The following is a 21,618-nucleotide window of genomic DNA, read 5'->3' as shown; positions in this document are numbered from 1 at the left end:
TGCGAATTCGTCGTGAAACCGCCGTATCCGACGGAGCTTTCCCACCGGATGTAGCGAATCCGTGACGTGCCCATTTCGTGCCACGGTCAAGCATGACGATCACGACACGACCGACCGGGCGGTCAGACTGCTCCAGCTCACCGGTACTCTCCCCGGTGACGCCCGACACCCGGAGGTCAGGAAATGAGCAGCGTTGTCGTCATCACCGGATCGGCCGGTCTGATCGGCTCGGAGGCGGTCCGGCACTTCGCCGGCCTGGGCATGGACGTGGTCGGGGTCGACAACGACATGCGCGGCTACTTCTTCGGCGCCGACGGCTCCACCAAGTGGAACCTGCAGCGCCTGGTCAAGGAGGTCGGCGACCGCTACACGCACCACAGCGTCGACATCCGTGACCGCGAGGGCCTGGACAAGCTCTTCGGCGGCCTCGGGTCCAACGTCGGCCTGGTGATCCACGCCGCCGCGCAGCCGAGCCACGACTGGGCCGCCCGCGAGCCGTTCACCGACTTCGACGTCAACGCCGTCGGCACGATCAACATGCTGGAGGCGACGCGGCGGCACGCCAAGGACGCCCCGTTCATCTTCACCTCGACCAACAAGGTGTACGGCGACACGCCGAACTCCCTCCCGCTGGTCGAGCTCGACACGCGCTGGGAGTTGCCGGAAGACCACCGGTGGTATGGCGGCATCGACGAGACCATGTCGATCGACAGCAGCATGCACTCGGTCTTCGGCGCCTCCAAGGTGGCCGCCGACATCATGGTCCAGGAGTACGGCCGCTACTTCGACATGCCGACCGCGGTGTTCCGTGGCGGCACGCTGACCGGTCCGGGTCACTCCGCTGCCGAGCTGCACGGCTTCCTGGCGTACGTGATGCGTTGCGTCATGGAGCAGCGGACATACAAGATCTTCGGCTACAAGGGCAAGATGGTCCGCGACGCCATCCACTCGCACGACCTGATCACCGCGTTCGAGGCGTTCCACAGGGCCCCGCGGGTGGCCGAGATCTACAACATGGGCGGCGGCCGGTTCTCCAACTGCTCGCACATCGAGGCCTTCAAGATCGCTGAGGAGATCACCGGCCTGCAGGCCCGGACGGAGTACGTCGACCAGAACCGGATGGGCGACCACCAGTGGTGGATCAGCGGCACCGGCCGGTTCGAGCAGCACTACCCGGAGTGGAAGCTCACCTACGACGTACCGGCCATCCTGCGCGAGATCTACGAGGCCAACCAGGAGGTCTGGAAGGCCTGACCCCGCGCCGGGGCGGCCCCGGCGCGCGAGGGGCACGGCCCTTGGATCGGGACCGATAGATTCGGCGGCATGAGCGTCGGGTCGGGACGGGTGATCGCCGGGCGATACCGCCTGGGACGGATGTTGGGCCGCGGCGGGATGGGCGCGGTCTGGCAGGCCGAGGACACCCTGCTCGGCCGCGACGTGGCACTCAAGGAGGTGTCCGGGGCGGCCCAGCCCTCCGAGCACCAGGTGCGGCGGACCCTGCGGGAGGCGCAGGCCGCGGCCCGCCTCCGTCACCCGTCCATCGTCACCGTCTACGACGTGGTCACCGACGACGGCTCGCGGTGGATCGTCATGGAGCTGGTCGAGGGCCGGTCCCTGGCCGAGGCCATCGCCGAGCACGGCTTGCTCACCGAACGGCGGACCGCCGAGATCGGGCTGCAGGTGCTCGACGCGCTCCGGGCCGCCCACCGGGAGGGCATCGCCCACCGCGACGTCAAACCCGCCAACATCCTCCTGGAGGAGGAGCGGGTGGTGCTGACCGATTTCGGCATCGCCGCGATCGACGACGCGACGGCCCTCACCGCGACCGGCCAGATGGTCGGGTCGCCGGCCTACCTGGCCCCGGAGCGGATCAACGGGCAACCCGCGACAGCGGCCGCCGACATGTGGTCACTCGGCGTCACCCTCTATGCGGCGGTGACCGGGCGGTCGCCGTTCCAGCGGGAGGACACCCAGGCCACGCTCGCCGCGATCCTGCACCACCGGCCGGAGTCGCCGGCCCACGCCGGACGGCTCTGGCCGGTGATCAAGGGCCTGCTGGACAAGGACCCGATCCGCCGCCTCGGCGCCGAACAGGCCCGCGAGCTGCTGGCCAACGTGGTCCGGACAGCGGATGCCGGCGATCCCGGCACCCGACGCCGGCCGCGGTGGTGGCCGGTGCGGCAGGCCCGGCCCGAGGACACGCCGGACGGGCTGCCGGGCACCCTGGTAGCGCCGTCGCCGACGCTCGCCGCGCCTACGGCCCATCACCAGGAGCCCGGAGCTCCGGCGGTGGCCGGCGCTCCCGACCCTGACCCGCTCACCGTCGCCGCAGCGCCGCCGGCCGCCACCGGCTCGACCGTCACCGGCTCGACCGTCACCGGCTCGACCGTCACCGGCTCGACCGTCACCGGCTCGACCGTCACCGGCTCGACCGTCACCGGCTCGACCGTCACCGGCCCGGCCGCCACCGGCCCGACCGCCACCGCGTCGACTGTCATCGCGCCGACCGCCGCCGGCTCGACCGCCGCCGGCCCGACCGCTCTCGCCGGCCCGACCCCCCTCGCTGGCCCGGCTTCCGCCGCCGGCGCGGCCTTCGTCGACCCGGGCAACGCCGTCGGATCGGATTCGGCCACCCTTGCCGCGGCGGAGTCTCCCGGCGCATCCGAGGCGGTCACTGTCGCCGCGGCCGGGTCCGGTGTGCCTGATGCGGAGGCCGTGACCGTCGCACCGAAGCCGGCGGCGGTCGCCACGGTGGACCTGGGCGGCGTGGTCGACGACACCACGGGTCCGGTCGTCGCCGAGGAGGCGACGTCACGGGAATCGGCGGCGACCGGTCGCCGGGCGACGCCGCTTCCCGCCCATCCCGGCGTGTCGGGGGCGCGCCGTTCGTCAAGGGCGCGGGTGTGGCCGGTCGCCGTCGTGGTAGCCGGGTTGTTGCTGGCGGGCGGCTCGGCGCGGCTGTTCTGGCCGGATTCCGGTCCGTCCGGTGAGGCGCCCGGCGCTGCGGCCGGCGCCGGCGCGGGGAGCGCGGCGCCCTCGGTCCCGGCGTCGGCGTCCGCCGTGGCGCGGGCGGTGAAGCCGGTCGACCCGAATCTGGACGCCTGCCTCGTGGGCACCTGGCGGTCGACCTCCACTCAGGTCGTCAATCACTTCGAGGGCGTGGACAAGATGTTCACGAGCAAGGGCGGGCTGATCCTGCGGATCCGCGAGGACGGCGACACGATCGAGGACTACAACAGGTCGGCGCCGCTGACGGCGACGATCAACGGGAACAAGTACGTGGAGACGTTGCGCGGGGTGCGCAAGTCGAAGGTCCAGAGCCGTAACGGCAAGATCTACGGGAGCGGGTTCTCGGGCGGGCCGACCTTGAAGATGACGCGGAACGGGAAGTATCAGTCGATCGAGGTGACCAACCCGACCACGTCGTACGCGCTGACGTACATCTGCTCGGATACCGCTCTCACCATCTACGGCGACGAGAACACCTCAACCGACTCCTATGAGCGCGTCAGCCGTACCCCATGATCGTGGTCTCGGTGGGTGTTTCCGCACTTCCTGTGGGTTTTCTGTAAGGGGCTCTTACGTAATGACCCGTTAACCATCATTGGGTACATTGCCGAAATGTCCGACTTGACGCAGTTCTTGCGCCGGGACTTGCCGGCGTCCATCGTCGTGTTCCTGATCGCCATCCCGTTGTCCCTCGGCATCGCCGCGGCCTCGGGTGCGCCCCTACTCGCTGGATTGGTCGCCGCCGTGGTCGGCGGCATCGTCGCGGGCGCCCTCGGCGGCGCCCCGTTACAGGTCAGCGGCCCGGCCGCCGGCCTCACCGTGATCGTCGCCGGAACCGTCGCCGACTTCGGTTTCGCCGGCACGGCCGCCATCGTCGCCGTCGCCGGCCTGGTCCAGATCGCTCTCGGCGCCTCCCGCCTGGGCCGCGCCGCCCTCGCCCTGTCCCCGGCCGTCGTGCACGGCATGCTCGCCGGCATCGGCCTCGTCATCGCTCTCAGCCAGATCCACGTGATGCTGGGCGGCTCACCACAGAGCTCGGCCTGGCAGAACCTGATCGACCTGCCCGGCCAGATCCTCGCCCACCACGGCGCGGCCGCCCTGCTCGGGATCCTCACCGTGGCGATCCTGGTGCTCTGGCCCCGCCTGGTCCGCTTCTCCCTGCTGCCCGCCGCCCTGGTCGCGGTGGTGTCGATGACCGCGCTCGCCGCCGCCATGAACGCCGACGTGGACCGGGTGAGCCTGCCCGACGAGCCACTGGCCGGCCTGATCCGCCCGGCCTGGCCGGACGCCCCGCTCCGTGAGATCACCGTCGCGGTGCTGACCATCGCGATCGTCGCCAGCGTCGAGTCGCTGCTCTCCGCGGTGGCCGTGGACCGGCTGCACGACGGCCCACGTGCCGACCTCAACCGGGAGCTGGTCGGCCAGGGCGTCGCCAACACCGCCTCCGGGCTGCTCGGCGGCCTGCCGGTGACCGGTGTGATCGTGCGCAGCTCCACCAACGTGGCGGCCGGCGCCCGTACCCGAGCGTCGGCGATCATGCACGGCCTCTGGATCGCGGCGTTCGTGCTGCTCTTCGCCGATCTGCTGGAGACCATCCCGATGGCGGTGCTGGCCGCCGTCCTGATCGTCGTCGGGCTGCGGCTGGTCGACCTCGGTCAGATCCGCACCTACGCCCGGCACCGCGAGCTGCCGACCTATCTGGTCACCGCTCTCGGTGTGGTCTTCGTCGACCTGCTCACCGGAGTCGCGCTCGGCATGATCTGCGCGGCGGTGCTGATCCTCGGGCGGCTCACCCGCTCGGAGATCCGCCGGGTCGAGCGTGCCCCCGGGCAGTGGCTGGTCACCATCCACGGCACGCTGTCGTTCGTCGAGTCGGCCCGTCTCAGCCGTGAGCTGGGCGCCCTGCCGACCGGCGCGGACGTCGACGTCGAGTTGCACCTGGACTACCTCGACCACGGGGCGTTCGAGACGATCCGGGACTGGCGGTCCGGGCACGAGCGGTCCGGCGGTTCGGTCACCGTCCGCGAGGTGCACGACTCGTGGTTCCACCAGGCCACCTCGGGCCGACTCGGCGACGGCAAACGGACCCCGCGCCTGGTCGGCTCCTGGTCGCGCTGGCAGGACATGGACCAGCAGCGCCGCGGCGCGATGGAGGCCGGGATCGCCGAGTTCGAGCGGACGGTCGCCCCGATGGTCCGCCCGCACCTGGCCGACCTGGCCCGGGACGGTCAGAGCCCGCAGCAGCTCTTCATCACCTGCGCCGACTCCCGGGTGGTCCCCAACCTGATCACCGCGAGCGGCCCGGGCGACCTGTTCTGCGTCCGCAACATCGGCAACATCGTTCCGCCGCACGGCCGCGACGACACGTCGGTCGGCGCGGCCGTCGAATACGCCGTCGGCATCCTCGGCGTCACCACGATCACCGTCTGCGGCCACTCCGGCTGCGGAGCGGTGCGCGCCCTGATGAACGACGCCGCCCGCGCGGGCTCGGCGCTGGGCGACTGGCTGGCCCATTCGGGCGTACGGTTCAGCGACCCGGCCGACGAGGAGCGCTGCTGCACCGACAACGTGGTGCAGCAACTCACCAATCTGCGTACCCATCCGACCGTCCGGGACGCCGAAGCGGCCGGCCGACTGCGCCTGACCGGCATGTACTTCGACCTGGCCGAGGCACGCATGTACGAGGTGGACCCCATCCTCGGCGACCCGCATCCCGTCGCGGTCCAGCCCGCGGCCTGACCCTCGACCGCCCGGCGCCGGGAACCGTTTCCGGCGCCGGGAACCGTTTCCGGCGCCGGGCACTCCATCGCCGTGCGGATGTGGCATGCTGCCCGGCATGACTGACGGAATCGAGCTCCACCCCGTTCGGTGAGCGCCCGCCGGACGCTGTTCGCGTTCGCTCACGGCCTGGACCATGACCCGCCCGACGAGTCACGGGCGATCGAGTATCGCGGTTTCCGCTGCTCCACCCGGTCCCCGAAGGATCGACGCCTCGCCGGCGCCGCGGCCGCCGCGCGCCTGGACACCCATTTCGGTCGCCCGGACGCCTCGCCCGGCGAGCTTCTGGACGCCTTCCACGACGTCGACGTGCCGATCCACCACAATGTGCATCTCGCCGCGGCCGCGCTGCGTGCTGATCCGGGGCGCGTCCGGGAAGCCGGCCGCTGGCTGGTCCGCAACAGCCTCCACGAGTGCTCGGCCACCATCGGCCTCGCACTGCTGGCCGAGGGCCGCGACCCGGAGGACCTGCCGGAGATCGAGGCCATCGGCCGTCTCGGGGACCACTTCGCCCCGCTCGCCGCCCTGGCGATCCGATGCCGGGGCCGTGACGTGACGCCGCTGATCCGGCTGGCGGAAGCGGCGCACGGCTGGGCACGGGTCTACTACGTCGAGGCGCTGTGCGAGATCGCCTCGGTCACCTCGGTGCGACGGTGGCTGCTGCGGTACGCCTGCGATGGCGACTACCTGAACGGCTACTTCGCCGAGCGGCTCGCCACCGTGGCGCACCTGCACGCGGCGATCACCGCGCCCGGCCCCGACGAGGAACTGATCGACCACACCGGCCGTCTGCTGACCGTGCTGACCTTCGGCCGCGGGATGGGCTCGGATCTGGGCTCCTACCCGGAGGCCGGTCCCGTTCTCACCGCCTACGCCGGTCACCTCGGCCGGATGGCGCCGACTCTGCAGCGCTATCGGCTGGCGGCCCGCCTGGGCGAAGACCTGACGAAGCGGGCGCCGGAGGAGATCGGCCGCACCCCGGCGCAGCATGCCCGGTTGATCCGGCGCTTCCGGGCGATCCTGGGCCGGCGAACGTGGCAGATCGCGGCCCGGGAGCAGGCCGGCCCCGAAGAGGCCCCTCACCTGCGCCACGCGGCCCGGGTGTCGGCCCTGTTACGGGCCCACGAGGCCGTCCTGACCAGGGAACCGGAGAATGCGCGGGTCAGCGGGGCACGAAGACCAGACGGTCACGGAACAGGTCCAGTTTCGCCGGGGTGAGGCCCTCGCAGTAGACGACCAGCTCCTCGGCGGAGGCGAAGCCGTTGTGCCGGTCGCGCGCCTCGACGATCCGATCGGCCAGGTCACGGTCGATGGTGAGGTAGCGGGCCAGCCAGTCGGCGGGGACGTGGTTGACGTCGACCAGGCCGCCGTCGTCGTACTGCCGGCCGGGCAGGTCAGGGCGGCCGATCATCAGCTCGTTCGCCATCCCCGGCTGCCCGGCCTGCAGCTCGCGGGCCTCCTGACGGCGGGCGGCCCGCCACTGCGCCGCCGCGAGCGCCGGGTCGACGCCGGTCCCCTGCTGCCAGGCCGGCGGTGGGTAGAGGGCGAGCCCACGGTGCCGGGCGGCGGCGTCACGGAAGAAGCGTTCCCGCACTCTCATCTGGAGTGCCGAGACGTGGATCGTCCCGGTGATCCACAGGGCGAGGGAGACGATGCCGAATGCCGCGTCCTCATCGCCGGAATCGTTGCCGGGCGTGGCGATCATCCGGGCCAGGACGAGGGTGACGATCACGGCCAGATACCCGAAGCCCAGGGCCGTGTGCAGCCGCGAGCGCAGTTTGACGCCCGCGGCCAGGACCATGAACGGCGTGCCGTACCCACAGGTGAACAGCGGCACCAGATACCACCAGCCGGTCACCGGCGGGGTCTCACGTTGCCATCCGGGCGCGACTCGTGGATCGGGCTGCATTCCTCAACGGTATGCCCACCGGACAACAGCCTCCACCGTGCCGCGCGCGAGGTGGGCTTCCACGGTGCCGTGCGCGGTGTGCGGCTTCCACCGTGCCGCGCGCGAGGTGGGCTTCCACAGTGCCGCGCGCGGTGTGCGGCTTCCACGGTGCCGTGCGCGGTGTGCGGCTTCCACCGTGCCGCGCGCGGCGTGGGATTCTACCGCTCCGCGCGGAGGAAGGCGGCGAGCTCGGTGTCCTGGCCGGGGCTGAGCGGCTCGCGGGGCACGTCGTGGGTCGCCCCGGCGCGGTGGCGCAGCAGGTAGGCGTCCTCGGTGGCGCGGAACGACACGAACTCGGGCCAGGCGATCTCGGTGGTCGAGCCGGCGGCCCGCGAGGAGTAGGCGTCACCGGTGAGGATCCACGTGCACGGGGCAAGCCGGGAGTCCGGGACGGTGGTCGCCCGTCGCCACAGCGCACCCGCGACGGCCAGCAGCACGAGCGCCAGCACGGCCGCCGGCGCCGCGATCAGCAGGGCGTTCGTGCTGAACTCGCCGCCGACGGCGACGACCAGGGCGGCGAACCCGACGGCGCCGGCGGCGAGGGCGAGCGGCTGCGAGCGGCGCTTGGCCCCGGAGGCGAGGACCCGCTGGAAGTACGGCCGGGTACGGGCGTGGGTGAATTCGATGTGCACCGATGGATCGTACGAGCGTGCCCGCCCCGTCACGGCACGGGCACGCTCGTCTCCGATGAACTAGTTGCGCGTGATGGTGAAGGTGGTGGTCGGGTTCTCGATGTCCCGGTAGTTGTTGCTCAGCTGGAGGTTGGTGAAGGTGGCCGAGCCGACCGCGGGGCCCTGTCCGGCTTCGGGCAGCGGGTTGGCCCAGATCGCGTAGCCGGACTTGGCGTCGTACTCGTCACCGCTGCGCTGCGCCCCCGTGATGGTGACGTTGGTGAAGATCGTGTCCTTGATCGGGTTCACCGGCTGCCCGCCGATGTACTGGGTCTGGAACATGATCCCGGAGTACGTCGGGTCGACGATGTCCACGTTGCTGACCCGGATCCCCTGGAACACCTTCGAGGCGCTGAACAGCCAGATCGCCGGGAAGGTCTGCGCGCCCCAGAAGTGGCCGCCGGCCCGGACGATCGAGATGTTGTCGAACACGGTCGGCGGGTTGGCCCCGAACCCGTTCATCGGGTAGCCGAAGTCCAGCGAGCTGATCGTGATGCCCGAGTAGACCAGGGTGTCCGCGATGTAGATGTTCTTGAACGTGTTCGCGTAGCCGCCGTAGACCGCGATGCCCGCCGCACGCCACGTCAGGATCGACGTGAGGTTCGAGTAGGTGTTGTTGATCTCGTCGGACCCGCCCGCGTCGATCGCCGAGAACAGCGCGAAGCTGTCGTCACCGGTGGCCCGGGCCTCGTTGTTGTCGACCAGGTTGCCGGTCGAGCCGTTGGTCATGTTGACGCCGTCGGCGAACGTGTTCCGGATCCGCGAGTTCTTGATCACCATGTTGTCGGTGTTCGCGCCCCAGTACAGGCAGACCACGTGCTCGGTCCAGATGTTGTCGATCGTGATGTTGGCGACGTTGGCGAAGTCGAAGACCTTGCCCGGCCCGTCGATGCGGATCGTGTAGTTGCCGAAGAACGCGAAGTCCGCGAACGTCGACCCATTGGCGGTCGAGTCGGCCCGGAAACCGGCGTCCGTCTCGGTCTGGGTGGACGGTGTGTGGAAGCGGGTGTACCAGGGGCCCGCGCCGACGACCTTGACGGCCCGGCCGTACACCTGGAACTTGTTCGACGTCTGGTAGTCGCCGGCCGGGAGATAGACGCCCAGCTTGGAGGTGTCCTGACGGGCCGTGTCGAGGGCGGCCTGCACGGACTGCTGGTCGAAGCCGCTCGGCACGACGTATTTCGACGCGTCCGGGTTGGCGATCGGCGCGACCTGCTCCAGGTTGATGAAGTCGATCGCGATGTTACCCGTGTTGACTGCATCCTTCTGTAGCTTGACTGTACTTCCGGCAACTATTGATCCAGTCAACATGATGTTGGCTTCGTCGTAGATGTGCCGCGGTCCCGTGCCGGAGTTCTGCGGCGCCGACTCACTGCCGTACAGCCAGGCGTACTTCGAGTTCAGCTGGAGAGTGCGGTTGAGCGTGCCGTTGACGTACACGTTGATCGAGCTGGTCGTGCCGTCCGGGATGGAGAACCGTGCGACCAGGGTGTTCGTCGCCGCCCGGGTGGTCCACTGGACGGAGGAGCCGGTCTGGTTCAGCGTGACCGCCTTACGGCCGGACGCCTCACCGGCCAGGTTGCCGACGATCCGGTTCGGCCCGACGATCGCCGCGCCGCCGCCGAGCTGACCGTCCTCGGCCTCGTAGAAGTCGAACGGCAGGTTCGCGCCGCGCCCCACGAAGAACGGCTTCTCGCTGGTGTTGTTGGCCTGCTTGACCGGCAGTTCCGCCGAGTCCGCCGCCACCACGGTCCGGACCGTGTAACGGCCGTTCGCCGCGGTCCACGACCCCAGGTTGAGCACGGTCGAGGCGCCGGCCGCGAGCGTCCCGGTGTAGGAGGCGGTCAGGGTGCGGACCGTCGTCGAGCCGTTGAGGATCGTCAGCGTGACGCCGTGTGCACCGGACGAGGTGGCCGCCGAGCCCTGGTTCTTCAGGGTCACCGAGAACGCGACCGCGTTGCCGGCGGCCGGCGTGCCCGGGTTCCACGAGACCGCCGAGGCGATCAGGTCGGCGCTGCTCACCGGGGTGACGACCAGCGCGGACGGGTGGGTCCAGGAGTTGTTCGCCTCGTTGGTCTCGACGATCGCGCCGGCCTCGTCGACCTTCGCGGACAGTTGGTAGCTGCCGGCGTCGCGGGCGCCGATGCTCGCGCTCACCGTCTGCGACTGGCCGGCCGTGAGGGCCGGGACGGCCACGGTGCCGACTTTGGCCGTACCCAGGTAGAAGTTGACGTTGGACGCGGCCGCCGATGCGGTGCCCGCGTTGCGGACCGTGGCCGACGTGGTGATCGCGTCCGTCTCCACCGGCGCGGCCGGGGAGTAGGAGGTCGACGTGATGGTGAGGTCCGGGTTCGGCGCCGAGGCCCCGATGACCTGCAGTTCCGCGACCTGGCCGCTGGGCGCGCCGGTGTTGGCGGTGAAGGACAGGCGGACGTCCGCGGTGGTCGCCGAGACCGGCACGGTCACCGTGTTCTGAGTCGAGGGATTGAAGGTGTACGTGGCGGAGCCGGCGATGGTCGTGTAGGAGGACGCCGACTGCTCACGCCCGAGGACCGAGAACGTCTGCTGCCGGGTGCCCCACGCGGTCGACGGGTTCAGCTTGACCACCACCGACGAGACACTCGCGTTGGCGCCCAGCTTCACCGTCAGGTTCGCCGGATACGCGCTGCCCTCCCAGTAGGTGTTCGTGTCACCGTCGTTCGCGTTCGCGGCCACGAAGGTGTGGATGACCGACGACGCCTCGATCGGCTTGCCGGCCGCCAGGTCCGTGCCGGTCTGGGGGGTGCCGTTGCGGGTCACCGTGTTGCTGTTGCCGGAGACGTTCCCGGCCGCGTCCTTCGCCCGCACGTGGTAGGCGACGGTCGCCGAGTCCGGCTGGCTGTCGGTGAAGGTCAGGACGTTGCCCAGCGAGGTACGCAGCACCCCGTTGGCGTACACGTCATAACCGGTCACGCCCACGTTGTCGGTCGAGGCGCTCCAGGTGAGCCGGATCTGCCCGCTCGCCGGCTGGGTGTAGGCGAGACCACCCGGCGCGCTGGGAGCCTGACTGTCCCCGCTGACCGGTCCGTAGACCTCCAACTCGGAAAGCTGACCGGCCGGCCACGCGGTGTTGCCGGTGAAGTTCAGCCGCACGAACCGTGCGCTCGCGGTGGTGAAGTCGACGGTCACCGTGTTGCCGGAGGACGGGTTGAAGGTGTAGCCGGCACTCGCCTTCAGCGTGCTGAAGGAGTTGCCGTCGGTGCTTCCCTGGATCGACAGGGTCTCGGTGCGAGAGCCCCAGGCGGTCGCCGGCGGCAGTTTGAGGACCGCCTGGTTGACCTGGGTGGACGTGCCCAGGTCGACCTGCAGCCACTGCGGGAAGGCGTTGTTGTTGCTCTCCCAGTAGGTGTTGGCGTTGCCGTCGCCGGCGTTGCCCGCCGGGTAGACGTCGGTGAAGCTGCTGGCGCTGAAGGTCTTGCCGGCCGCCAGGTTCGGGCCGGCGGCCGATGCCGCGGGGGCGTGCACGAGCGCGGCGACCACGCTCGTCACCGCCACCGTGGCGAGGATTCTTCGGGACAATGTGGACATCGGGGAGCGCACCTTTCTTCCGTGAGAGGTGGTGATCCGCCGGGCGGGCGGCTTCGGTGGGGGCCGCCCGCCCGGACGCCTTGTTACTTCTTCCGCAGGCGCAGCCAGGCCGCGGTGTCCTGCGGGAGGCGGTCACCGTCGAGAGGGCCGCTGGCGAGCAGGACGGTCTCGTGCTCCGGCAGGGGGACGGGTGCGCCGGAGAGGTTGAGCACGCAGGCGAAGTCGCTTCCGCGGGTCCAGGCGAGCACACCCTCCCCGCGGTCGAGCCAGGCGAACCCCTGATCCCTGAAGGTGCGCAGGCGGATCGCGGAGCGGTAGAGCTCGAGCATCGAACTGGGGTCGCCGGTCTGTGCCTGGACGGTCCGGTCCTTCCACTCGGCGGGCTGGGGCAGCCACGGGACGCCGGTGGTGAAATCGAAGGGCGGCTCGTCGCCCGACCACGGCAGCGGCACCCGGCAACCGTCGCGGGTGTGGCCTCTCCGGGCGTACATCGGATCCTGGATCTGATCCTCCGGGATGCTCTCGTTCTCCCAGAGACCCAGTTCCTCACCCTGGTAGACGTAGGCCGAGCCGGGCAGCGAGAGGGCGAGCAGCGCCGCCGCCCGGGCCCGCCGGGTCCCCAGCTCCAGGTCGACCGGGGTGCCGTCGAGGTTGTTCTCGAAACTGAACGTGGTGTCGGCCCGGCCGTACCGGGTGACGTGCCGGGTCACGTCATGGTTCGACAGGACCCAGGTGGGCGGCGCGCCGATGCCGGCGTGCGCGTCCAGGGTGCGATCGATGCAGGAGCGCATGAGGTACGGATCCCACGCGCACCCGAGGAAGTCGAAGTTGAACGCGGCGTGCAGCTCGTCCGGACGAAGGTAGTTGGTGAACCGTTCGACGTCCGGCATCCAGACCTCGCCGATCAGCGCGCGATCGGAGTACTCGTCGGCGATCCGCCGCCACGACCGGTAGACGTCGTGCACCGCGTCCAGGTCGTGGAACGGGTGCGGTGCGCCCTCGGTCACCTCGGGCAGCGCCGGGTCCTTGAAGAGCAGCGCCGCCGAGTCGATCCGGATGCCGTCGGCGCCCCGGTCGAACCAGAACCGCAGGATGCTCTCGAATTCGGCTCTCACCGCCGGGTGCTCCCAGTTCAGATCCGGCTGTTCCGGAGTGAACAGGTGCAGATACCAGGTGGTTTCGTCGACTTGCGTCCAAGCGGTTCCGCCGAATTCCCCGATCCAATTTGTGGGCATATTTTGGCTTTTACGAAACCAAAAGTAGTCCCGTTCCGGCGCCGTCTCGCTTTTCAGGGCCGCCTGGAACCAGGGATGCTCGCTGGAGATGTGGTTCGGGACGATGTCGATGATGATCCGGATGCCGGCCTCGTGTGCCTCGGCGATCAGCGCCTCGGCCTCGGACAGGTCACCGAAGACCGGGTCGATGTCGCGGAAGTCGGACACGTCGTACCCGGCGTCGGCCATCGGCGACGGGTACCACGGACTCATCCAGATCGCGTCGACGCCGAGATCTCGCAGGTGGCCGAGCCGCGCGCGGATGCCGGCGAGGTCGCCGACCCCGTCTCCGTCGCCGTCGGCGAAACTCCGCGGGTAGACCTGGTAGATCACCGCGTCACGCCACCACTGATTTGTCATCCCGCTCATCCCTTGAGACTGCCTGTGGTCAGGCCGGACATGATGTTGCGCTGGAAGATCAGGAAGATGATCACGGTCGGCGCGGCCGCGATCACCGAGGCGGCGACCACCACGTTCTGCGGGGTGCCCGCGGCGAAGGCGTAGATGCCGACACTGACCGTGCGGGTCTCCGGGTGCGGCATCACCAGCAGCGGCCAGAGGAAGTCCTTCCACACCGCGGTCACCGCGAAGATCGACACCACGCCCAGGATCGGGCGGGACATCGGCAGAAGGATCGACCAGAGGGTACGCAGCGGCGACGCCCCGTCCATGAAGGCGGCCGACATGATCTCTTCCGGGATCGAGTCGAAGAACCGCTTGAGCAGGAAGATGTTGAACGCGTTGGCGACCATCGGCAGCCAGATCGCGAACGGCGAGTCGAGCAGGCTGATGTCCAGCACCGGCAGGCTGATCACCGTCTGGTACTGCGGGACGATCAGCACCATCGCCGGGATCATCAGGGTCGCCAGCATCGCCCCGAGGATCACGTTGCCGAGGACCGGGCGGAGCTTGGAGAGCGCGTACGCCGCCGCGGTGTCCAGGACCAGCTGGAACAGCACCGCCCCGGCCGCGTAGTAGAACGTGTTGAACAGCAGCTTCCCCAGGGCCAGCTGGGTCCACGCGTCCGTGTAGTTGCCGAACTCCGGATCCCGCGGGAACAGGGTCGGTGGCGTCTGCGCGATCTCCTGGCCGGACTTGAGGGCGCCGGTGACCATCCAGTACAACGGCCCGATGAAGACCAGGGTGAACGCCGTGACGACGACACCGAGCAGTGCCCAGTAGAGGAACCGGCCGCGCCCGCGCTGGAGCTGAGCGTGCGAGATGAGGGTTCGAGACATGGTCCTAGTCCTCTTTCGTGCTCAGCCGGAGGTAGACGGCGGAGAAGGCGGCCAGCACCAGCAGCATGATCACGCCCAGGGCGGCGGCCCCGTTGAGATCGTTCTGGAAGAACCCGTGCTGGTAGATCAGGTACGCGACCGAGGTGGCCGAGTCCTGCGTGCCGGCGCCGTTGGCCAGGATCAGCGGCTCGATGAAGAGCTGCATGGTCGCCACGATCTGCATCATCGCCAGCAGTGCCAGGATCAGCCGGGTCTGCGGGATCGTCACGTGCCAGATCCGCTTCCACAGGCCCGCGCCGTCGAGCTCGGCCGCCTCGTACAGATCGCCGGGGATGTTCTGCAGCGCCGCCAGGTAGATCAGCACCGCACCGCCCATGTTCATCCAGGTCGAGGCGATCACCATGGCCGGCATCGTCATCGTCGGTGACTGCATCCACTCCGAGGTGGGCAGGTGCAGGAATGTCAGGATCGCGTTGAACAGGCCCGCTTCGCTCGGGTCGTACGCGTAGTACTTGAAGAGGTAGAGCGCCGACGCCGGCGGCAGCATGACCGGCAGGTAGACCAGGACGCGCAGGTAGCCCTTGGCGTGGCGGAACTCGTTGAGCAGGATCGCGACGAAGAACGGCGCCACGAAACCGAGGACCAGCGCGAGCCCGGTGAAGTAGAAGGTGTTCTTCCAGGCGACCCAGAAGCTCGGATCCTCGATGATCCGGATGTAGTTGTCCCAGCCCACCCAGGTGGTCACACCGCGGCGGGTGCGCTGGAAGCTCATCACGATGCCGCGGATCATCGGGAACCACATGAACAGGCCGAAGCAGAGGACTGCCCCGATCAGGAACGCGTGCCCGGTCAGGTTGTCCTGGATCTTGCGGCGCTTCTTCGTGACCTGCGGCGGGGCGGGGGCCACCGCCCCGGCCGGAGCCGGGACGGTGGCGGTTGCGGTGGGCATCGTCAGCTACCCGCTGCCAGCAGCTGGTTGACCTTCTCCTCAGCCGTCTTGAGCAGGGCGTCGACGTTCGCGTTCGGGTCGGTCAGGACACCGGACATCGCCGAGTCGAGGATCGCGTAGATCGCCTGGGCGTCCCGCGGCTCGCCCACGATCGGCAGCTGCTTGGCCTCGAAGAGCGCGAAGTTCTCCACCGGCACGTTCGCGTTCGCCTTGCGCAGGTCGAACTCCTGCTTCTGCGCCTCGGAGCCGTTCGCGAACAGCAGCGGCTGCGGCAGGCCGACCGGGTAGTTCTGCGGCTTGGCCCGCACGTAGTCGAACTGGCCCTTGCCCGGGGTGAGCTTCTGGTAGGCGATCCACTTCAGGCCCGCCTTGACCTGCTCGGGGGTGAGGTCCTTCTTGAAGAAGTAGCCCTCGCCGCCGCCGAGCGTGCCCTTCGCCAGGTCGGTCTGACCCGGCAGCGGAGCGACCGCCCAGTCCTCGAACTTGCCCTTGAACTGGCTGACGATCGCCTGGGTGGTGTCGGGAGCGCCGATGAACATGCCGACCTTGCCCGCGGCGGCGTTGGTCAGCAGGTCACCCCACTGCAGGAGCTGGCGGGCGCCCATGCTGTCGTCGCCGTACCGCATGTCCTTGAGGTTCTGCAGGACCTGCTTGCCCTCGGCGGTGTTGAAGGCGGCCTTCTTGCCGTCCTCGGAGAGGACCCGGCCGCCCTGCGAGTAGAGCAGCGACGTGAAGTGCCAGCCACCGGTGTTGCCGGCGCTGTACTCCGAGTAACCGGCCACGCTCTTGTCGGTGGCGGTGATCTTCTTGGCCGCCTCCCGCACCTCGGGCCAGGTCTTCGGCGGGTTGTTGGCGTCCAGACCGGCCTTGGCGAACAGGGCCTTGTTGTAGACCAGGCCCATCGAATAGTTCTTCACCGGTACGCCGTAGAGCTTGCCGCCGTCGGTGAACACCTCCTTGAGCGCCGGGTCGACGCTGTCCCACGTGGAGACGGTGTCCTTGTTGACGTACTGGGTGATGTCCAGCGCCTGACCCGAGTCCAGCACCTGCTGCAGGTCGGTCATGTAGCCGTAGAAGACGTCGGTGGTGGTGCCACCGGCCAGGCGGGCGGTGAAGTCCGGCGGGTTGTTGCACTGCTGGCCGACACTGATGCTCTTGATCACGATGTCGGGGTTCTGCTTCTGGAACTCCTTGACATCGGCGTTCCAGTTGTCCAGCAGCTCCTTCTGGGCGGCGACCGGCTGGCAGTCGACCGTGATGGTGACCTTGCCGGCGGCGTCGGCCCCGCCGTCGTCGTCACTCTTCGTGGAACACGCCGTCAGGCTGAGCCCGAGGCCGGCCACGAGCGCTAGCGCCGCAACCTTCCGGTACTGCGGTACGGACATCTGTCCATCCCTTCGGGAACGGGTTATCCATGGCCATCGCTGAATCGCGTTGTGGTCACTACGGTCAGGACTGTTTCCCGTAGTGAGTGGAGTCACTGTAACTACGGGCTCATGTTGCCGCAAGGTTTCGATCGTGCTTTGCAAAAACGCGACTGTGACCTGATTCTTTGTGGCGCTGCCCGTTTTGGACACAAAAAAGCCGGCCCCGTGCGGGGCCGGCTTGCTGTTCCTACCTACCTACCTACCTACCTCCGGACCGGGCCCGTCGAGCCGCGGACCACCAGCTCCGGCTCGAACAACAGCTCGTCGGAGAACTCGCGCGCCTCGTCGATCTGGCTGACCAGCAGGTCCACCGCGGCCTGGCCCATCATCTCGATCGGCTGGCGAACCGTGGTCAGCGGCGGATCGGTGCAGGTCATGAACGCGGAGTCGTCGAAGCCGACCACCGACACGTCAGCCGGAACCGCCCGGCCCAGCCGCCGGGCCGCCCGGATCGCGCCCAGGGCGAGCACGTCACTGGCGCAGATGATGCCGGTCACGCCGCGCTCCACCAGCTTGGTCGCCGCCACCCGGGCGCCCTCCATCGAGAAGCTCGAGCGCTCCACCTCGGCCTCGGCGCCGGACGCCTGGATCATCGCGACGAGCTTGCGGCGCGACGGGATGTGGCCCTCGGGGCCGAGCACCATGCCGATCCGCTCGTGGCCCAGCGAGCGCAGGTGCCCATACGCCTGCTCCACCGCCACCGCGTCGTCGGTCGACACCCGGGGGAAGCCCAGCTCGTCGACGCCCGCGTTGACCAGCACCACGGGCAGGCCGCGCTCGGTCAGCCGGAGGTAGTGCTCGTGCGAGGCGTCGGCCAGCGCATACGAACCGCCGGCGAAGATCACGCCGCTGACCTGGTGATCCAGCAGCATCTCCACGTAGTCGGACTCCGGCACGCCGCCGATCGTGCGCGCACACAGCGCCGGGGTGAACCCGCGCTGCGCGAGCGAGCCGGTCACCACCTCGGCCAGTGCCGGGAAGATCGGGTTCTGCAGCTCGGGCAGCACCAGGCCGACGAGCCGGGCCCGCTCGCCGCGCAGTTTCGTCGGGCGCTCATAGCCGAGCACGTCCAGCGCGGTCAGCACGGACGTGCGGGTGGACTCCGAGACCCCGCTGCGCCCGTTGAGCACCCGGCTGACGGTCGCCTCACTGACCCCGGCCTTCTTGGCCACCTCGGCAAGTCGTTTGGTCACGCCGGAATCCTACGTCAGATTCTTGCAAAAACCGAACCGCCAAGGGTGGTCTGAATGCGCTCGCCTTGCGTGCGCTTGCGGCCTGCGGACATTCCCGCGGAGCTCCGAGCGAGCATATTTCACCGCCCGTTGCCATGGTCCACCCCGTGCAGCGGACAAGCCGTGACTCTGCGCGACGCACGCCACGTCAGCACTTTCAGCGCACGGCACCCCGAGATCCGGCTCACCTGATCACGGCTGCGCACCGCTCACCCTCCGATCGTCCGCCTCGTGGCCGCTGCCGTGGCCGCCGCCGTGGCCCACCGGCGAAACCGGGCAGATCTGCCGGGATCGGGGAAAACGCTCCGCGAGAGGTGAGTGGGATGGGATGTTCTTGCGGAGGCTGGTAGAGAGGGGTCGCTGTCACCATGTCCGACTGGGAGCAGAATGACGACTGGTCGTCGACGGAACAGCACACCAGATCCTCGGGGAGCGGCCAGAGCGACTGGTCGGCGCAGGACCGCCAGCGTGACTCGGTGCACCGGCTGGCCAACGTCAGCAACGATATGGCGGCGGCCACCGACGCAGCGGTGCGAGCGGCCGAGACGGCGGTCCAGGTGATCCAGCGGCTCGAGGCCAGCAGCACCGAGATCGGCAAGGTGGTCCAGCTGATCGCGACGATCGCCAAGCAGACCAACCTGCTCGCCCTGAACGCGACCATCGAGGCGGCGCGCGCCGGCGAGGCGGGACGGGGCTTCGCCGTCGTGGCCAGCGAGGTCAAGGACCTCGCGAACGAGACGGCCACGGCGACCAGCGAGATCGGCACCCAGGTCGGTGGGATCCGTGCCGACACCCAGAACGCGGTCTCCGCGATCGAGGAGATGCAGGGGCTCATCGAGGAACTGGACCGCTGCCAGAAGGTGATCAGCGGGATCGTGGTGGAGCAGCAGGCCGGCTGAGATCGACATGCCGTCATGGGTACCGCGGACAGCACGGCGACGGCCTCGGTGCCTGTGGACGAACGGGGAATGTGGATAACCTCCGGGGCGGTCGTCGCGGTGGGGGAGACTGGGCGCCATGGCTCGCAGATCCCCCAAGCCCCGGAGTGCCTCTTCCGATTGCCCGTGCGGGCGTGGCCCGTACCAGAGCTGTTGTGGTCTTCTGCACGACGGCAAGCCGGCGGCGGATCCGGAAGCGTTGATGCGCTCGCGTTTCAGCGCGTTCGCGCTGGACAACAGTGACTACGTGCTGCGCACCTGGCACCCGGAGACCCGGCCCGGCTCGGTCGAGCCGGATCCGGCGATGCGATGGACCAGCCTGGAGGTGCTGGAGCACAGCGGCGGCGGCGTCTTCGACGCGGAGGGGACCGTCGAGTTCCGGGCGCACTTCACCGACGGCGGCCGGCCCGGCGTGATGGCCGAGAAGAGCCGGTTCGTGCGGCACGACGGCCGTTGGGTGTACTGGGGGCCGTTGTGATGTGCTGGAAGGGGAGGTGGGTTCGTCATGTCGGCAGAGCGGCCGCTTGAGGACGGCATCGTCAGGGACTTCAAGGTCAATCTTTCGTACGGGGCATATCTGCGCCTGGACGACATTCTGGGAGCGCAGCACCCGGTCAGCGTGCCGGAGCACCACGACGAGCTGCTGTTCATCGTGCAGCACCAGACGTCGGAGCTGTGGCTGAAACTGATGGTCCACGAGCTGCGGGCCGTGCAGGAGCACCTGGCGAAGGACGAGCTGCGGCCCGCCCTCAAGGGACTGGCCCGGGTCAAGCACATCCAGCGCACCCTGACCGAGCAGTGGTCGGTGCTGGCCACCCTGACCCCGACGGAGTATGCGGAGTTCCGCTCGTTCCTCGGGACGTCGTCGGGGTTCCAGTCGTACCAGTACCGGGCGATCGAGTTCCTGCTCGGCAACAAGAACCGCGGCATGCTGCAGGTCTTCGACGACCAGCCCGGGGCGCGGGCGCTGCTCGAGGACGCCCTGGCCACGCCGAGCGTCTACGACGAGTTCCTGCACTTCCTGGCGCGGCGCGGGCATCAGGTGCCGGCGGAGATCCTGCAGCGTGACGTCACCGAGGCGTATGAGTACCAACCCGAGCTGGTGCCGGTCTTCCAGGAGATCTACGAGAAGGCCGAACAGAACTGGGACGTCTACGAGGCGTGTGAGGAGCTCGTCGACCTGGAGGAGAATTTCCAGTTCTGGAGGTTCCGGCACCTCAAGACCGTCGAGCGGACGATCGGCTTCAAGCGGGGCACCGGCGGCTCCAGCGGGGTCGGCTTCCTGCGGGCGGCGCTCGATCTGACATTCTTCCCCGAGCTCTACGCCGTCCGTACCGAGATCGGGGTGCCCCGTTGACCGATGACCTGCTCGCCCGCGCCGCCGCCCTGGACGCGGCCGACCCCCTCGCGGTGTTCAGGGCGCAGTTCATCACCCCACCGCCGGCCGAGCTGCTCTCCTACCTCGACGGAAACTCGCTGGGCCGGCCGCTGGAGGCGACCGCCCGGCTGGTCGACGAGTTCATCCGCGAGCAGTGGGGTGGCCGGCTGATCCGCGGCTGGGACGAGGGCTGGCTGGAGTGGCCGCTCACCCTCGGCGACCGGCTCGGCTCGGTGGCGCTCGGCGCCGCGCCCGGGCAGACGGTGATCGCCGACTCGACGACCGTGCTCATCTACAAGCTGGCGCGGGCCGCGGTGGACGCCCGGCCCGGCCGCCGGACCGTGGTGCTGGACACCGACAACTTCCCCACCGACCGGTATGTGGTCGAGGGGATCGCCGCCGAGCGTGGGCTGCGCCTGGTGTGGGTCGAGACCGACCCGGCCGCCGGGATCACCCCGGAGCAGGTGGCCGGCGTGGTCGACGACGACACCGCGCTGGTGCTGTTCAGCCACATCGCCTACCGGTCCGGGTGGCTCGCCGACATCGCCGCGATCAACCGGGTCGCGCACGCGGCCGGGGCGCTGACCATGTGGGACCTGTGCCACTCCGCCGGATCGGTGCCGGTCGAGCTGGACGAGTGGGGTGTCGACCTCGCGGTCGGGTGCACCTACAAGTATCTGAACGGCGGGCCGGGGGCGCCCGCGTTCGCCTACCTGCGGCGGGACCTGCAGGGTGAGCTGCGGCAGCCGATCCAGGGCTGGATGGGGCATCGGGCCGCTTTCGAGATGGGTCCCGGTTACGAGCCGGCCGCCGGGATCCGGGCGCTGCTGAGCGGGACGCCGCCGATCCTGGCGATGGTGCCGCTGCAGGCCAACCTGGACATGTTGGAGTCGGCCGGGATCGCGGCCATTCGGGCCAAGTCACTCCTGCTCACGACCTATGTGCTGGAGATCGCCGACGAGTGGCTCGCGCCGCACGGGGTGGTCGTCGCCGGACCGCGGGAGCCGTCGCGGCGGGGTGGGCACGTGACGCTGCGGCGTGACGGGTTCAAGGAGTTCCTGGAGCCGCTGTGGGACAGCGGGGTGATCCCCGACTACCGGCGGCCGGACGGGCTGCGGATCGGGCCCGCGCCGCTGAGCACCAGCTTCGCCGAGGTGTGCCAGGGGCTGACGGTCCTGCGGGAGCTGTTGGAGAAGAGCGGCCGGTGAG

16 protein-coding genes are annotated in these 21,618 nt (G+C 69.4%); 8 read left to right on the top strand and 8 right to left on the bottom strand.

The features are described from left to right. The first annotated feature begins 183 nt into the window (after positions 1 to 183). From ACQPZW_RS41040 to ACQPZW_RS41025, 4 genes are all read left to right on the top strand, one after another. On the top strand, positions 184 to 1,254 hold the full coding sequence (locus ACQPZW_RS41040; protein WP_433791436.1) for an NAD-dependent epimerase/dehydratase family protein: 1,071 nt from the start codon (positions 184 to 186) through the stop codon (positions 1,252 to 1,254). Positions 1,255 to 1,323: 69 nt separating this feature from the next. Further along, the gene (locus tag ACQPZW_RS41035; protein WP_433791435.1) at positions 1,324 to 3,525 is read left to right on the top strand and encodes a protein kinase domain-containing protein; all 2,202 of its coding nucleotides are present in this window, start codon (positions 1,324 to 1,326) and stop codon (positions 3,523 to 3,525) included. A gap of 96 nt (positions 3,526 to 3,621) precedes the next feature. Further along, complete coding sequence (locus tag ACQPZW_RS41030; RefSeq protein WP_433791434.1) at positions 3,622 to 5,748, top strand: SulP family inorganic anion transporter; 2,127 nt, start codon at positions 3,622 to 3,624, stop codon at positions 5,746 to 5,748. A 129-nt stretch (positions 5,749 to 5,877) separates the two neighbouring features. Beyond that, on the top strand, positions 5,878 to 7,005 hold the full coding sequence (locus ACQPZW_RS41025; RefSeq protein WP_433791433.1) for a hypothetical protein: 1,128 nt from the start codon (positions 5,878 to 5,880) through the stop codon (positions 7,003 to 7,005). Here ACQPZW_RS41025 and ACQPZW_RS41020 read toward each other — a convergent pair. From ACQPZW_RS41020 to ACQPZW_RS40985, 8 genes are all read right to left on the bottom strand, one after another. After that, positions 6,950 to 7,696, bottom strand: coding sequence for a ComEA family DNA-binding protein (locus tag ACQPZW_RS41020; protein WP_433791432.1), 747 nt, complete (start codon positions 7,694 to 7,696; stop codon positions 6,950 to 6,952). The two genes, ACQPZW_RS41025 and ACQPZW_RS41020, sit on opposite strands and share 56 nt — an antisense overlap. Before the next feature lie 197 nt (positions 7,697 to 7,893). Next, positions 7,894 to 8,367: a YcxB family protein gene (locus ACQPZW_RS41015; RefSeq protein ID WP_433791431.1), complete on the bottom strand. Its 474-nt coding sequence runs from the start codon at positions 8,365 to 8,367 to the stop codon at positions 7,894 to 7,896. A gap of 60 nt (positions 8,368 to 8,427) precedes the next feature. Beyond that, complete coding sequence (locus ACQPZW_RS41010) at positions 8,428 to 11,973, bottom strand: discoidin domain-containing protein (protein WP_433791430.1); 3,546 nt, start codon at positions 11,971 to 11,973, stop codon at positions 8,428 to 8,430. An 83-nt stretch (positions 11,974 to 12,056) separates the two neighbouring features. Then, a complete protein-coding gene (locus ACQPZW_RS41005; protein WP_433791429.1) occupies positions 12,057 to 13,607 on the bottom strand; it encodes a glycoside hydrolase family 13 protein in 1,551 nt (516 codons plus the stop codon). Positions 13,608 to 13,612: 5 nt separating this feature from the next. Then, complete coding sequence (locus tag ACQPZW_RS41000; protein ID WP_433791428.1) at positions 13,613 to 14,485, bottom strand: carbohydrate ABC transporter permease; 873 nt, start codon at positions 14,483 to 14,485, stop codon at positions 13,613 to 13,615. A gap of 4 nt (positions 14,486 to 14,489) precedes the next feature. Further along, the gene (locus tag ACQPZW_RS40995) at positions 14,490 to 15,434 is read right to left on the bottom strand and encodes a carbohydrate ABC transporter permease (protein ID WP_433791427.1); all 945 of its coding nucleotides are present in this window, start codon (positions 15,432 to 15,434) and stop codon (positions 14,490 to 14,492) included. A gap of 2 nt (positions 15,435 to 15,436) precedes the next feature. After that, complete coding sequence (locus ACQPZW_RS40990; protein WP_433791426.1) at positions 15,437 to 16,819, bottom strand: ABC transporter substrate-binding protein; 1,383 nt, start codon at positions 16,817 to 16,819, stop codon at positions 15,437 to 15,439. Positions 16,820 to 17,064: 245 nt separating this feature from the next. Continuing rightward, a complete protein-coding gene (locus ACQPZW_RS40985) occupies positions 17,065 to 18,054 on the bottom strand; it encodes a LacI family DNA-binding transcriptional regulator (RefSeq protein ID WP_433791425.1) in 990 nt (329 codons plus the stop codon). A 407-nt stretch (positions 18,055 to 18,461) separates the two neighbouring features. Between ACQPZW_RS40985 and ACQPZW_RS40980 the strand changes: the two genes are divergently transcribed. From ACQPZW_RS40980 to ACQPZW_RS40965, 4 genes are all read left to right on the top strand, one after another. Further along, the gene (locus tag ACQPZW_RS40980; protein ID WP_433791424.1) at positions 18,462 to 18,992 is read left to right on the top strand and encodes a methyl-accepting chemotaxis protein; all 531 of its coding nucleotides are present in this window, start codon (positions 18,462 to 18,464) and stop codon (positions 18,990 to 18,992) included. 241 nt (positions 18,993 to 19,233) lie between these two features. Further along, the gene (locus tag ACQPZW_RS40975) at positions 19,234 to 19,509 is read left to right on the top strand and encodes a YchJ family protein (protein ID WP_433791423.1); all 276 of its coding nucleotides are present in this window, start codon (positions 19,234 to 19,236) and stop codon (positions 19,507 to 19,509) included. A 27-nt stretch (positions 19,510 to 19,536) separates the two neighbouring features. Next, complete coding sequence (gene kynA / locus ACQPZW_RS40970; protein ID WP_433791422.1) at positions 19,537 to 20,388, top strand: tryptophan 2,3-dioxygenase; 852 nt, start codon at positions 19,537 to 19,539, stop codon at positions 20,386 to 20,388. Continuing rightward, positions 20,385 to 21,617 carry a kynureninase gene (locus ACQPZW_RS40965; RefSeq protein ID WP_433791421.1) on the top strand — a complete coding sequence of 411 codons (1,233 nt, stop codon included), beginning with the start codon at positions 20,385 to 20,387 and terminating at the stop codon, positions 21,615 to 21,617. The genes kynA and ACQPZW_RS40965 overlap by 4 nt, the downstream gene beginning before the upstream one ends. The last annotated feature ends 1 nt before the right edge of the window (position 21,618 follow it).

The organism is Actinoplanes sp. CA-252034 (assembly GCF_050956125.1).
GTDB lineage: Bacteria > Actinomycetota > Actinomycetes > Mycobacteriales > Micromonosporaceae > Actinoplanes.
The sequence above is the reverse complement of the archived record's forward strand: the minus strand, read 5'-3'. Positions and strand labels throughout refer to the sequence as shown.

Excerpts from the sequence above, each read along its gene's own strand:
- ACQPZW_RS41040 (WP_433791436.1), top strand. The coding sequence starts at position 184 with ATGAGCAGCGTTGTCGTCATCACCGGATCGGCCGGTCTGATCGGCTCG.
- ACQPZW_RS41035 (WP_433791435.1), top strand. The coding sequence starts at position 1,324 with ATGAGCGTCGGGTCGGGACGGGTGATCGCCGGGCGATACCGCCTGGGA.
- ACQPZW_RS41030 (WP_433791434.1), top strand. The coding sequence starts at position 3,622 with ATGTCCGACTTGACGCAGTTCTTGCGCCGGGACTTGCCGGCGTCCATC.
- ACQPZW_RS41020 (WP_433791432.1), bottom strand. The coding sequence starts at position 7,696 with ATGCAGCCCGATCCACGAGTCGCGCCCGGATGGCAACGTGAGACCCCG.
- ACQPZW_RS41010 (WP_433791430.1), bottom strand. The coding sequence starts at position 11,973 with ATGTCCACATTGTCCCGAAGAATCCTCGCCACGGTGGCGGTGACGAGC.
- ACQPZW_RS41005 (WP_433791429.1), bottom strand. The coding sequence starts at position 13,607 with ATGACAAATCAGTGGTGGCGTGACGCGGTGATCTACCAGGTCTACCCG.
- ACQPZW_RS41000 (WP_433791428.1), bottom strand. The coding sequence starts at position 14,485 with ATGTCTCGAACCCTCATCTCGCACGCTCAGCTCCAGCGCGGGCGCGGC.
- ACQPZW_RS40995 (WP_433791427.1), bottom strand. The coding sequence starts at position 15,434 with ATGCCCACCGCAACCGCCACCGTCCCGGCTCCGGCCGGGGCGGTGGCC.
- ACQPZW_RS40990 (WP_433791426.1), bottom strand. The coding sequence starts at position 16,819 with ATGTCCGTACCGCAGTACCGGAAGGTTGCGGCGCTAGCGCTCGTGGCC.
- ACQPZW_RS40980 (WP_433791424.1), top strand. The coding sequence starts at position 18,462 with ATGTCCGACTGGGAGCAGAATGACGACTGGTCGTCGACGGAACAGCAC.
- ACQPZW_RS40975 (WP_433791423.1), top strand. The coding sequence starts at position 19,234 with ATGCGCTCGCGTTTCAGCGCGTTCGCGCTGGACAACAGTGACTACGTG.
- kynA (WP_433791422.1), top strand. The coding sequence starts at position 19,537 with ATGTCGGCAGAGCGGCCGCTTGAGGACGGCATCGTCAGGGACTTCAAG.